Annotated in this window: 10 protein-coding genes; 4 read left to right on the top strand and 6 right to left on the bottom strand. The window is 63.8% G+C overall.

The window, feature by feature from the left end; genetic code table 11:
- Position 1: 1 nt before the first annotated feature.
- Both APH42_RS19510 and APH42_RS19505 read left to right on the top strand, forming a co-directional pair.
- Complete coding sequence (locus tag APH42_RS19510) at positions 2–3,133, top strand: efflux RND transporter permease subunit (protein ID WP_060494047.1); 3,132 nt, start codon at positions 2–4, stop codon at positions 3,131–3,133.
- Positions 3,133–4,536 carry an efflux transporter outer membrane subunit gene (locus tag APH42_RS19505; RefSeq protein ID WP_082421432.1) on the top strand — a complete coding sequence of 468 codons (1,404 nt, stop codon included), beginning with the start codon at positions 3,133–3,135 and terminating at the stop codon, positions 4,534–4,536. Before APH42_RS19510 ends, APH42_RS19505 begins: the two co-directional genes overlap by 1 nt.
- An 88-nt stretch (positions 4,537–4,624) precedes the next feature.
- On the opposite strand, the gene APH42_RS19500 is transcribed toward APH42_RS19505, so the two are convergent.
- The 3 genes from APH42_RS19500 to APH42_RS19490 form a co-directional block, all read right to left on the bottom strand.
- Positions 4,625–5,182: a TetR/AcrR family transcriptional regulator gene (locus tag APH42_RS19500; protein WP_012272073.1), complete on the bottom strand. Its 558-nt coding sequence runs from the start codon at positions 5,180–5,182 to the stop codon at positions 4,625–4,627.
- A gap of 179 nt (positions 5,183–5,361) precedes the next feature.
- Entirely contained in the window at positions 5,362–7,362 is a 2,001-nt protein-coding gene (locus APH42_RS19495; protein WP_060494046.1) for a U32 family peptidase, read from the bottom strand.
- Positions 7,363–7,489: 127 nt separating this feature from the next.
- Entirely contained in the window at positions 7,490–7,870 is a 381-nt protein-coding gene (locus APH42_RS19490; RefSeq protein WP_004577524.1) for a RidA family protein, read from the bottom strand.
- 137 nt (positions 7,871–8,007) lie between these two features.
- On the opposite strand from APH42_RS19490, the gene APH42_RS19485 reads away from it, so the two are divergent.
- The gene (locus tag APH42_RS19485; protein ID WP_041166481.1) at positions 8,008–8,700 is read left to right on the top strand and encodes a tRNA (adenine(22)-N(1))-methyltransferase TrmK; all 693 of its coding nucleotides are present in this window, start codon (positions 8,008–8,010) and stop codon (positions 8,698–8,700) included.
- Position 8,701: 1 nt separating this feature from the next.
- Here APH42_RS19485 and APH42_RS19480 read toward each other — a convergent pair whose 3' ends face one another.
- On the bottom strand, positions 8,702–8,962 hold the full coding sequence (locus APH42_RS19480) for a DUF2790 domain-containing protein (RefSeq protein WP_012272076.1): 261 nt from the start codon (positions 8,960–8,962) through the stop codon (positions 8,702–8,704).
- 124 nt (positions 8,963–9,086) lie between these two features.
- On the opposite strand from APH42_RS19480, the gene APH42_RS19475 reads away from it, so the two are divergent.
- Positions 9,087–10,019 carry a LysR family transcriptional regulator gene (locus tag APH42_RS19475; RefSeq protein WP_060494045.1) on the top strand — a complete coding sequence of 311 codons (933 nt, stop codon included), beginning with the start codon at positions 9,087–9,089 and terminating at the stop codon, positions 10,017–10,019.
- 144 nt (positions 10,020–10,163) lie between these two features.
- Here APH42_RS19475 and APH42_RS19470 read toward each other — a convergent pair whose 3' ends face one another.
- Together APH42_RS19470 and APH42_RS19465 are read right to left on the bottom strand one after the other, a co-directional pair.
- Positions 10,164–11,315: an acyl-CoA dehydrogenase family protein gene (locus APH42_RS19470; RefSeq protein WP_012272078.1), complete on the bottom strand. Its 1,152-nt coding sequence runs from the start codon at positions 11,313–11,315 to the stop codon at positions 10,164–10,166.
- A 16-nt stretch (positions 11,316–11,331) separates the two neighbouring features.
- Positions 11,332–12,402, bottom strand: coding sequence for an enoyl-CoA hydratase/isomerase family protein (locus APH42_RS19465; protein WP_060494044.1), 1,071 nt, complete (start codon positions 12,400–12,402; stop codon positions 11,332–11,334).
- Positions 12,403–12,406: the final 4 nt, after the last annotated feature.

The following is a 12,406-nucleotide window of genomic DNA, read 5'->3' as shown; positions in this document are numbered from 1 at the left end:
GATGTCCAAGTTCTTCATCAAACGGCCGAACTTCGCCTGGGTCGTGGCGCTGTTCATTTCCCTGGCGGGGTTGCTGGTCATACCTACGCTGCCGGTGGCCCAGTACCCTAACGTAGCGCCACCACAAATCACCATCACCGCTACCTACCCAGGGGCTTCGGCCAAGGTGCTGGTGGACTCGGTTACCAGCATCATCGAAGAGTCGCTCAACGGCGCCAAGAACCTGCTGTATTTCGAGTCGACCAACAACTCCAACGGCATGGCCGAAGTGGTGGTCACCTTCGAGCCGGGTACCGACCCGGAACTGGCCCAGGTCGATGTGCAGAACCGCCTGAAAAAGGCCGAAGCACGCATGCCGCAGGCGGTGATCACCCAAGGCATCCAGGTCGAGCAGACCAGTGCCGGCTTCCTGCTGATCTACGCCCTCAGCTACAAGGAGGGCGCAGGCCAGGCCGATACCACGGCGCTGGGCGACTACGCCGCGCGCAACATCAACAATGAGCTGCGCCGGGTCCCGGGCGTGGGCAAGTTGCAGTTCTTCTCGTCGGAAGCCGCCATGCGCGTGTGGGTCGACCCACAGAAACTGGTGGGCTATGGGCTGTCGATCGATGACGTGAGCAATGCCATCCGTGGTCAGAACGTGCAGGTGCCGGCCGGCAGCTTCGGCAGCGCGCCGGGCAGCAGCCAGCAGGAGCTGACTGCCACCCTGGCGGTGCAAGGCACCCTGGACGACCCTCAGGCGTTCGGCCGAGTGGTACTGCGCGCCAACCCGGACGGTTCGCTGGTGCGCCTGGCCGATGTCGCCCGCCTGGAAGTGGGCATGGAAAGCTACAACTTTTCTTCGCGCCTGAATGGCAAACCTGCGGTGGCCGGTGCGGTGCAGCTGGCGCCGGGCGCCAATGCGCTGAAAACTGCCGATCTGGTCAAGGAGCGCCTGGCCGAGCTGAGCGCGTTCTTCCCCGAGGGCGTCGAGTACTCGGTGCCCTATGACACCTCGCGTTTTGTCGACGTGGCCATCGAAAAGGTCATTCACACCCTGCTCGAAGCCATGGTGCTGGTATTCCTGGTGATGTTCCTGTTCCTGCAGAACATCCGCTACACGCTGATCCCGTCGATCGTGGTACCGGTGTGCCTGCTGGGCACGTTGATGGTGATGAAGCTGCTGGGCTTCTCGGTGAACATGATGACCATGTTCGGCATGGTGCTGGCGATCGGCATCCTGGTCGACGACGCCATCGTGGTGGTGGAAAACGTCGAGCGGATCATGGCCGAGGAAGGGCTGTCGCCTGTCGACGCCACCATCAAGGCAATGGGCCAGGTGTCCGGCGCGATCATCGGCATCACCCTGGTACTGTCGGCCGTGTTCATGCCACTGGCGTTCATGTCGGGTTCGGTGGGGGTGATCTACCAGCAGTTTTCGCTGTCGCTGGCGGTGTCGATCCTGTTCTCGGGCTTCCTCGCGCTTACCTTTACCCCGGCCCTGTGCGCCACGATGCTCAAGCCGGTGGCCCCTGGGCACCATGAAAAGCGCGGCTTCTTCGGCGCTTTCAACCGTGGCTTTGCGCGGCTGACCGAGCGCTACTCGGTGATGAACAACGCCCTGGTGCGCCGTGCCGGCCGCTACATGCTGCTGTATGCCGGTATTCTGGCGATGCTCGGCTATTTCTACCTGCGCCTGCCGGAATCCTTCGTACCGGTGGAAGACCAGGGCTATGCGATCGTTGACGTGCAGCTGCCGCCGGGCGCCAGCCGCGTGCGTACCGACGCCACCGGGCAGGCCCTGGAGCAGTTCCTGATGTCCCGCGAGGCGCTGGCCTCGGCATTCCTGGTCAGCGGCTTCAGCTTCTCGGGCATGGGCGAGAACGCCGCGTTGGCATTCCCTACCTACAAAGACTGGTCGGTACGTAGCGCCGAGCAATCGGTGGATGCCGAAACCCAGGCGATCAATGCGCAATTTGCCAGCCATGGCGATGGCACGATCATGGCGGTCAACCCGCCGCCGATCGATGGCCTGGGCAACGCCGGTGGCTTCGCCCTGCGCCTGCTCGACCGTGGCGGCCTGGGCCGTGAGGCCTTGCTGGCGGCACGCGACAAGATCCTGGGCGAGGCCAACGGCAACCCAGTCATCCTTTACGCGATGATGGAAGGGTTGGCAGAAGCGCCGCAGTTGCGGGTCGACATCGATCGGGAAAAGGCCCGTGCCCTTGGCGTGCCCTTCGAAACCATCAACAGCACCCTGGCCACCGCCTTTGGCTCGGCAGTGATCAACGACTTCACCAACGCTGGCCGGCAACAACGGGTGGTGGTGCAGGCAGAGCAGGGCGAGCGCATGACCCCGGAAAGCGTGCTGCGCCTGTACGCGCCGAACGTCGATGGCCAGCAGGTGCCGTTCAGCAGCTTCGTCACCACCCGTTGGGAAGAAGGGCCGGTACAGATCGTGCGTTACAACGGCTACCCGTCGATCCGCATTTCCGGTGATGCCGCGCCGGGCTACAGCACCGGCCAGGCGATGGCCGAAATGGAGCGCCTGGTCAGTGAACTGCCGCCGGGGATCGGCTACGCCTGGACGGGGCTTTCTTACCAGGAGAAGGTCTCCAGCGGCCAGGCCAGCAGCCTGTTCGCCCTGGCCATCCTGGTGGTGTTCCTGCTGCTGGTGGCGTTGTACGAAAGCTGGGCGATCCCGCTGACGGTGATGCTCATCGTGCCGATCGGTGCGTTGGGCGCGGTGCTGGCGGTGATGGTCACCGGCATGCCCAACGATGTGTACTTCAAGGTTGGCCTGATCACCATCATCGGCTTGGCGGCGAAGAACGCCATCCTCATCGTCGAGTTCGCCAAGGAGCTGTGGGAGAAAGGCTATAGCCTGCGTGACGCTGCGATCGAAGCCGCGCGCCTGCGCTTTCGGCCGATCGTGATGACTTCGATGGCGTTCATCCTCGGCGTGGTACCCCTGGCGATCGCCAGCGGTGCCGGTGCTGCCAGCCAGCGGGCGATTGGTACCGGGGTGATCGGCGGCATGCTCAGCGCCACGTTGCTGGGCGTGCTGTTCGTGCCGATCTGTTTTGTCTGGGTGCTGTCGCTGCTCAAGCGCAAGCCAGCGCCGCAGGCCCAACCTGCCGAGGTGCTGGAGTGATGGCCATGCGTAATCTGTTCGTGCCGATTGCCATGGCTTTGCTGGCCAGCGGCTGCTCCCTGGCACCGACCTACCAGCGCCCCGAGGCGCCGGTGGCGAACCAATGGAGCGACGCCACCAACCACACAGGGCAGCAGGTGGACAAGCTGGGCTGGCAAGCCTTTATCGTCGACCCGACGTTGCGCCAGTTGGTGAACACGGCGCTGGACGACAACCGCTCGCTGCGCCAGACGCTGCTGGACATCGACCAGGCACGGGCGCAGTTCCGCATCCAGCGCGCGGACCGTGTGCCGGGGCTGAGCGCTGGTGCTTCCGGTAATCGACAGCACCAGCCTGCCGGGCTGTCCAGTGATGGCCGCGAGGGCGCCGCCAGCACCTATCAGGTTGGCCTTTCGTTGCCTGAGTACGAGGTCGACCTGTTCGGTCGGGTGAAAAGCCTGAGCGATGCAGCGCTAGAGCAATACTTGGCCACGGAGGAGGCTGGCCGTGCGGCGCGCATCGCCTTGATCGCCGAGGTGAGCCAGGCCTACCTGACCCTGGACGGTAGCGAGCGGCGCCTGGCGTTGATCCGGCAGACCCTGGCCAGCCGCGAGCGCTCGCTGGCGCTGATCGACCAACGCCGCGCCGCCGGGACCGCCACGGCGCTGGACCACCAGGAAGCGCTCGGCCTGGTCGAGCAAGCGCGCGCCGAGCAAGAAAGCAACCTGCGCCTGCGCCAGCAGGCCTACAACGCCTTGGTGTTGCTGGTAGGCAATAGTGAGGCGACCCAGGCTCTACCGGTCGAACGCCAGGCAGAACCCAGCGTGCTGCAGGACATTACCCCCGGTGCCCCGTCGGCGCTGCTTGAACGGCGCCCGGACATCCTTGCTGCCGAGCATCGCTTGCGGGCGCGCAATGCCGATATCGGCGCGGCGCGGGCGGCGTTCTTCCCGCGTATCAGCCTGACCGGCAGCTTGGGTACGTCGAGTACGCAGGTGTCTGGTTTGTTCGAGGGCGGTTCGCGTAGCTGGAGCTTCATGCCCCAGGTGTCGCTGCCCATATTCGATGCTGGGCGCAATCAGGCTGGGCTGAGCCTGGCCGAGGCGCGCAAGGATTCGGCGGTGGCAGCTTATGAAGGGGCGATCCAGCAGGCGTTCCGCGAAGTAGCGGATGCCCTGGCGGCCACCGATACCCTGCGCCGTGAGGAAGTCGCGCGGCGGGCCCTGGCCGCTACCAGCCGCGCCACCTTGACCCTGGCCAAGGCGCGCTATGAGGGTGGGATCGACAGCCACCTGCGTTACCTGGATGCGCAGCGTAGCGATTTTGTGAATGAAGCGGCGTACATCGAGGCGAGTACACAACGGCAGCTTGCGCTGGTGGACCTGTTCCGCGCCTTGGGCGGCGGCTGGCCGGCACGCGGCTGAAAAAGGCTCCTTTGGTTGGATGATCCAACCGCTTTGGCCCTTGGGACTTGTGCCCAGGGGCCTTTTTTTTGCGCGTAGGCCAATGGCCTCAACCCCTGGCCAGTGCCCCCTGCAGGAACAATTGCTCCAAGGCCTGCGCCGAATTGGCACTGGCTGCGCGCCCGCGCCGCTCGGCGTCGACCATGGCGTAGATCTGGGTGATGAACACTTCGGTAAACACCGCTGCGCTGATGTCGATGCGCAACACGCCCATCTGTTGCGCACGCAGGAAAAACGCATCCATCGCCCGGGTATAGGTCAACCAGCGGCGGTCTTCACTGTCGCCGAGCAATGTATCGGGGCGGTACTGAAACATCAGAAACACCAGCATTTCGCGGTGCTTGAGGTGTTCGGCAATCAGGTGACGCACCGCTTCCAAGGGGGCCGCGGTGTGCAAGGCGGCATTTGCAATCACCTGGTTGAGCACTTGCTCGCCGTGGTTTTCGAGCATGGCCACCAGGTTGTCGCGGGTGCCGCAGAAGCGGTGCAGGGTAGCTTTGCTGACGCCGGCGGTCTCGGCCAGTTCCTTGAGCGTGGCGCGCGGGTGGACCACGATGGCGTGGGCCAGGGCCTTGAGCAGGCGTTCATCGTGGGGAGTGGGGGTCATCGGCATGCCTCGCGTGGGGTCGCAGGGCAATTATTGTGCAGAAAATGGGGCATGGATCAAGCTTTAAGGTCTCATATGAGACTTTTTTGTGTCTTGGCTGGCCGCCCCGCCGCACAGGGCTACTCCCACAGGGTGCAGGAGCAGCTTTGTGCGGCGAAAGGGCCGTTACCGGCTAACGATCAATGCGCCCCGCGCGGAATCGTCTTCAACAGGTCTTCCGGGCTGATATGCCCCACCACCTGCGCCACCGCGCTACCTGGGGTCGGCAGGTCGATGATGTGGTTTTTCATCTTGCCGATCACATGCATCTCGCACGGCTTGCAGTCGAACTTCAGGGTCAGCACTTCGTCACCCTGAATCAGCTGCATCGGTGCCACCTTGGTGCGCACACCGGTTACGCCTTTGGCCTGCTTGGGGCACAAATTGAAGGAGAAGCGCAGGCAGTGCTTGGTGATCATCACCGGTACTTCGCCGTGTTCTTCATGGGCCTCGTAGGCCGCGTCGATCAGTTGCACGCCGTGGCGGTGGTAGAAATCGCGCGCCTTCTGGTTGTACACGTTGGCCAGGAACGACAGGTGCGACTCGGGGTATACCGGCGGCGGCGTGGTCTCGGCCTTGCGCCCGCCGCGCGGGTGCGCCTGCACGCGTGCTTCGGTCAGTGCCTCGATGGCTTCGCGGCGCAGAGCCTTGAGCTGTGAGTTGGGGATGAAGTACGCCTGCGGGGCATCCAGCTGGATGCTGTCGGCATGGTACATCGTGGTACCCAGTTGGCCGAGCAGGTCGTGCAGTTGTTCCAGCGCCTGCTGCGGCTTGTTGGCTGCGCCGAACGGGCCGTCCAGGGCTACCTGCACGCTCACACCTTCTTCACTGCCAAGGGTAAGCATCAGGCGCTGTTCGCGCAGTACTGCGTGCCATTCCACACCGACCCGGCGCTCGGAGGAGGTGCGTTGCAGGGCTTGCTGCCAGTTGTGGTCGAGGTTGCGCGACAGCGGGTGGTTGGGCCGCAGCTTGTACAGGCCTTCGGGCATTTCGTTGGGTTCGACGCGGTAGCGGTAGCGCTTGCTGCCGTCTTCCTCGAACTCGCCACGTGGTTCGGCGATGTTGGCGCGAAAGCCCACCACTTCGCGTTTGACCAGCACATTGAGGCCGTCGCCGTTGGTCAGCGGTACGTCGGTGACCACTTGCATGTCACGCTTGCCGACCTTTTCCACCACACCCACCGGCAGGCCGGTGAAGGTTGGCGAGTCGAAGGCGCCGATATCGACCTTGCGGTCGGTGACGAAGTAGTCGGTGCTGCCACGGTGGAACGTTTTGTCAGGGTCGGGCAGGAAGAAGTGCTGGGTCCGGCCGCTGGACGCACGGGCGTATTCCGGGCGGCCTTCAAGAATGGCGTCGAGCTCTTTGCGGTAGTGGGCGGTGATGTTCTTCACATAGCCCATGTCCTTGTAGCGGCCCTCGATCTTGAACGAACGCACGCCGGCATCCACCAGGTCGGCCAGGTTGGCGGTCTGGTTGTTGTCCTTCATCGACAGCAGGTGCTTCTCGAACGCCACCACGCGGCCCTGGTCATCTTTAAGGGTGTAGGGCAGGCGGCAGGCTTGCGAGCAGTCGCCACGGTTGGCACTGCGGCCGGTCTGCGCGTGGGAAATGTTGCATTGGCCGGAAAACGCTACACACAGCGCGCCGTGGATGAAGAACTCGATGGCAGCATCGGTTTCAGCGGCGATGGCGCGGATCTGCTGCAGGTTCAGCTCACGGGCCAGTACCAGCTGCGAGAAACCGGCCTGGTCGAGGAACTTGGCCCGTTCCAGGGTACGGATGTCGGTCTGGGTACTGGCGTGCAGCTCGATGGGCGGAATGTCCAGCTCCATCACCCCCAGGTCCTGCACGATCAGCGCGTCGACGCCGGCGTCGTACAGCTGATGGATCAGCTTGCGCGCCGGTTCCAGCTCGTTGTCGTGGAGGATGGTGTTGATCGTGGTGAACACGCGTGCATGGTAGCGACGGGCGAACTCGACCAGTTCGGCAATATCGCTGACGTCGTTGCAGGCGTTATGGCGCGCGCCGAAGCTTGGGCCGCCGATATAGATGGCGTCAGCGCCGTGCAGGATCGCTTCACGGGCGATGGCCACGTCACGGGCAGGGCTGAGCAGTTCCAGGTGATTCTTTGGAAGAGACATGTCGTTATATTTTCGGGCTGTCACGGTTTAGGCGGGCATTGTAGCGGTGAAACGGGTTGGCGGCATCATCGGGGTGCCGGGAGGTGCAGGGTAAGGTGGGAGCGAGGACCGCTCCCACAAGCGCCGATCAGCGCTTGGCGGCCATTGCGGTCACTTCGACGCGCATGCCTTCGAATGCCAGCGAGGCCACACCCACGGCGGCACGCACCGGCCAGGGCTTGCTGAAGAAGCGCTGGTACACCTCGTTGAACGCGGCGCGGTCGGCCATGTCGGTGAGGTAGATGGTCAGGTGCAGCACGCGGTCCATGCCGCTGCCGGCTTTCTCCAGCGCCACTTTCAGCGCCTGCAGGGTGCATTCGCTCTGCTCGACGATGCCGCCCAGCTCCAGGCTGCCATCGGCGTGGGTCGGGATCTGCGTGGTGACCAGCACGCCGTTGTACTCGGCGACATCGGACGAAATCGATTCGGCGTCCGGGTCCGGGGTGTAGATGATGTCTGCATGTGCCATGGTGTGTTTTGCCTTGCTACGGAAGGAAAACGGCAAGCCTACGCGAGCGCACCAGCCCGGTCGAGGGTGCCCCGGTGTTTGAAATACGCGGCGTTCACCGTCAGAATCGCGGCCGATTGCAAAACCAGGGGTTTACGTTGAACGAACAGACTTTGTCCAGGCGCCTGGAGCGCGTGGCCGCTCATGTGCCGCAGGGCGCGCGCCTGGCCGACATCGGCTCGGACCACGGCTACCTGCCAGTAGCCTTGATGCTGCGTGGCGTGCTCGAGGCCGCCGTGGCGGGTGAAGTGGCCGAGACGCCGTTCGCTTCGGCCCAGCGCAATGTGCGCAGAAACGGCCTGCAGGAGCGGGTAACCGTGCGCCTGGCCAATGGCCTGGCAGCGATCGAGCCGCAAGACCGCATCTCGGTGGTGAGCATCTGCGGCATGGGCGGCGACACCATGTGCGAGATTCTCGAGGCCGGCAAGCAGTGTCTGGGCGGCGTCACGCGTCTGGTACTGCAGCCCAATGGCGGTGAGCGCGAGCTGCGCCAGTGGTTGGCGGGCAATGGTTACCAGATCGTCTGCGAAGAGCTGCTGCGGGAAAACCGCTTCGACTACGAAATCATCGTCGCCGAGCCGGGCAGGGTGGTGTATAGCGCAGAACAGCTGTACTTCGGCCCGGTACTGATGCAGGAAAAAAGCGAAGCGTTTCGGGTCAAGTGGCAGCGGATGCTGCGGCAGAAGCAGCAGACCCTGGCCAATTTCCAGCGGGCCCGTGACGCGGTGCCACAGGCGAAAATCGACGACTTCAATCAGCAGGTGGGTTGGATCACCCAGCTACTGGCCTGATTCACTGCTGCGAGCAGTTGCCCATTTCCCGGTAGTCGACTTCGCGCTTCTGGCCCTGGTGGTCGACGTACACCATGTGTGCGGTGCCCACCTGGCAGTCGGCGGCGTTGCTGGCCGGGGTGATGGAGATGACCTTGGCCACGTCCAGCGGCATGCCGTATTCATAGGTGTTGCTCACGGGCTGGTTGCTGGCCGTATCAGCGAAGGCACCGAACGAAGCCAGGGCAGCGGCAACGGCAAACACAGCGATCGAACGTTTCATGGCAGGCTCCTTTTTCAATGTATGACTAATGATGTATTCATTGGTCATCCACAATAAATGGGCTAACTCGTGATAGATTCCTGCCTGTAACGCAAGAATAAGACTGAACAAGGAGCACACCCTCATGGACATGCTGCATGCCATGCGTACCTTCGCTCGTGTGGTGGAATGTGGCAGCTTCGCTGCAGCCGCCAATGCCCTGGATATTTCCGCAGCACAGGTTTCGCGCATCGTCGCGGAGCTTGAGAACCAGCTGCAGACCCGCCTGTTGCACCGCACCACCCGGCGCCTGCGCATGAGCGAGGCGGGCGAACGGTTTCTGGAGCGTGCGCGGCAGATCATGCTGCTGACCGAGGAAGCGGTGGGCGAGGCCCGAGGTGCGCACCTCACGCCGCGTGGCCATCTGCGCCTGCATTGCCCGCACGGCCTGGGCCTGTTGTTGATGCCGCTGGTGGCCGGCTACAACGCACTGTGCCCGGAAGTGGTAATCGAATTGACCCTGTCCCAGCGCAACCCAGACCCGCTGGCCGAAGGGCATGACGTGGTGATCACCGTGGACGGTGCGCTGCCGGATTCGCAGTTGATAGCCGTGCCGCTGGGCAACATCTTCAGTATCCCTTGTGCGGCACCCAGCTACCTGAGCCGGCATGGCGTGCCCGAGCGCCCCGAGGACCTGCATGCGCACCGCTGCCTACGCATGGCTTACCCGATGTATGAAGGCGACTGGGTATTCCCCCAGGGTGTGGACCAGTGCGTGATCACACCGAGCGACAACTTCTCCACCAACGTGGCCGACGCCATGCTGGTGGCCAGTGAGTTGGGCATGGGGATTGGCCTGCTGCCGTTCTATACGGCCAGCCAGGCGATCGAGCAGGGGCGTTTGTGCCGGCTGCTGGCGCCGTACCGGCTGCGGGAAAGTGCGCTGTATGCGATGTACCCGTCACGGCATTACCTGGATGCCAAGGTGCGGACCTGGATCGACTACCTCAAGGAGCAACTGCCGGCGTTGTTCGAGGGGCATGCCAGGGTGGTGGATGATTCGAGGTATTGGCGCTGAAATACTGATCTGCTTTCTTGTAGGAGCGGCCTTGCGTCGCGATTGGGCCGCAAAGCGGCCCCAGCAATTTCGGCGTGTGACGCAGATTGTGGGGCCGCGTTGCGGCCCAATCGCGACACAAGGCCGCTCCTACAGGCCGCCGTATTACAGGGGATAGTGCTTCAGCTCGCGCGCAATCAGCATGCGCTGGATCTCGCTCGACCCTTCATAGATCTGGGTAATCCGCGCATCCCGGTAATAGCGCTCCACCGGGTAATCTTCCAGGTAGCCATAGCCACCATGTACCTGGATCGCCATCGAACACACCCGCTCGGCCATTTCCGAAGCGAACAGCTTGGCCTGTGACGCTTCCGAAAGGCACGGCTTGCCGGCGCTGCGCAGGCGCGCGGCATGCAGGATCAGCAAACGTGCGGCGTTCACCTGCACCTGCATGTCGGCCAGCAGGTTGGCGATGCTCTGGTGTTCGTTGATCGGCTTGCCGAACTGCACGCGGTCACGTGAGTAGACCAGCGCGGCCTCGAATGCAGCGCGGGCAATGCCCAAGGCCTGGGCGGCAATGCCGATACGGCCGCCTTCGAGGTTGGACAGGGCAATGGCCAGCCCCTTTCCACGCTCACCCAGCAGGTTGGCGGCAGGGATGCGGCAGTTGTCGAAGGTGACCGCGCAGGTGTCGGAAGCGCGGATACCCATCTTGTGCTCGCTGCGGTCAACCTTGAACCCAGGGTTGTCGGTGGGCACCAAAAACGCCGACAGGCCTTTCTTGCCCAGCTCCGGGTCGGTCACTGCGAAAACGATGGCCAAACCGGCACGGCGGGCGTTGCTGACGAACTGCTTGGCGCCGTTGATCACCCACTGGCCATCCACCAGCTCGGCGCGGGTGCGCAGGTTGTGCGCTTCGGAGCCGGCCTGCGGCTCGGTCAGGCAGAAGCAACCGATCACCTCGCCGCTGGCCAGCCGTGGCAGCCATTGCTGTTGCTGTTCAGCCGTGCCATAGGCCAGCAGCGGGCCGCAGCCTACCGAGTTGTGGATGCTCATCATTGCCCCGGTGGCGCCGCAGCCGGCGGCGATCTCTTCCACGGCCAGGGCGTAGGCCACGTAGTCGGTGTAACTGCCGCCGAAGTCCTCTGGCACCACCATGCCCAGCAGGCCCAGTTCGCCCATTTTGCGCACCACGCCATCATCGATCCAGCCGGCCTTTTCCCAGGCTTGGGCATGCGGGGCGATTTCGCCACGGGCAAAGTCCCGGGCCATGTCGCGGATCATGACTTGTTCTTCGCTCAGTTCCAGGTCTTGCATCTGTGTACTCCCGGGCTCACAGGCCTTCGAAGAATTGGTCGACCCGCTGGCGCTGCAGCGCGGCCAGGGTCGGCGGGTTCCAGCGGGGCTGCTTGTCCTTGTCGATGATCAGGGCACGCACGCCTTCTATGATGTCGCCATGCTGGAACCACTGGCGGTCCAGGTGCAGCTCCATGGCAAAGCAGTCGTCAAGGCCCAACTGGCGGCCCCGGCGCAGCATCTCCAGGGTAACCGCCATGGCCAGGGGGGAGCGGGTTTCCAGCTGGTCGGCGGTGGCCACCGCCCAGGCGTGGCTGTCGCCAATGCTCACCGCGCGCAGTTGTTCGACAATGGCAGGCAGGTCGGGCAGGGCGAAGAAGTGGTCGATGACCGGGCGCAGTTTTTCCAGTGGTGCATCGCCCAGCACCTGGGTGCCGAGCTTGGCCAGCAGGTTTTGCAGGTCTTTGAGCGGGGTGTCGCCAAACGTCAGCTGGTCCAGACCCTGGTCGAGGGCGGCGAGCTGGTCGCTGGCCAGGTACCAGTCGGCCAGGCCGCAGTACAGGGCGTCGGCTGCCTGGACCTGGGCGCCGCTGACACCCAGGTAGATGCCCAGCTCGCCGGGGATGCGCGACAGGAAATAGCTGCCGCCGACATCAGGGAAGTAGCCGATACCGACTTCGGGCATGCCCAGGCGGCTACGTTCGGTCACCACGCGCAGGTCGCAGCCCTGGGCCAGGCCCATGCCGCCACCGAGGGTGAAACCGTCCATCAATACCAGTATCGGCTTGCGGTAGCGGTGGATGACCAGGTCGAGGGCGTATTCCTCGACGAAGAAGGTTTCATGCAGCGTGTCGCCGGCTTTGAAGCTGTCGTGCAGCGAGCGGATATCGCCACCGGCACAGAACCCCTTGGGGCCTTCGCCGCGTAGCACCACGGCATGCACATGCGGGTCTTCGGCCCACTGGTCCAGGTGCTGGCGCAGGCTGCGTACCATGTCCAGGGTCAGGGCATTGAGGCCGGCAGGGCGGTTCAGGGTCAGGTGACCGATCTGGTTGCGGACTTCGGCCAGGATAGTGTCGGTTGCCGAGGCATTAGCGTGGGGAGTCATTGCG

Source organism: Pseudomonas sp. NBRC 111140, assembly GCF_001320885.1.
Classification (GTDB): Bacteria; Pseudomonadota; Gammaproteobacteria; order Pseudomonadales; family Pseudomonadaceae; genus Aquipseudomonas; species Aquipseudomonas putida_P.
This window is presented reverse-complemented; position numbering and strand designations above follow the sequence as displayed.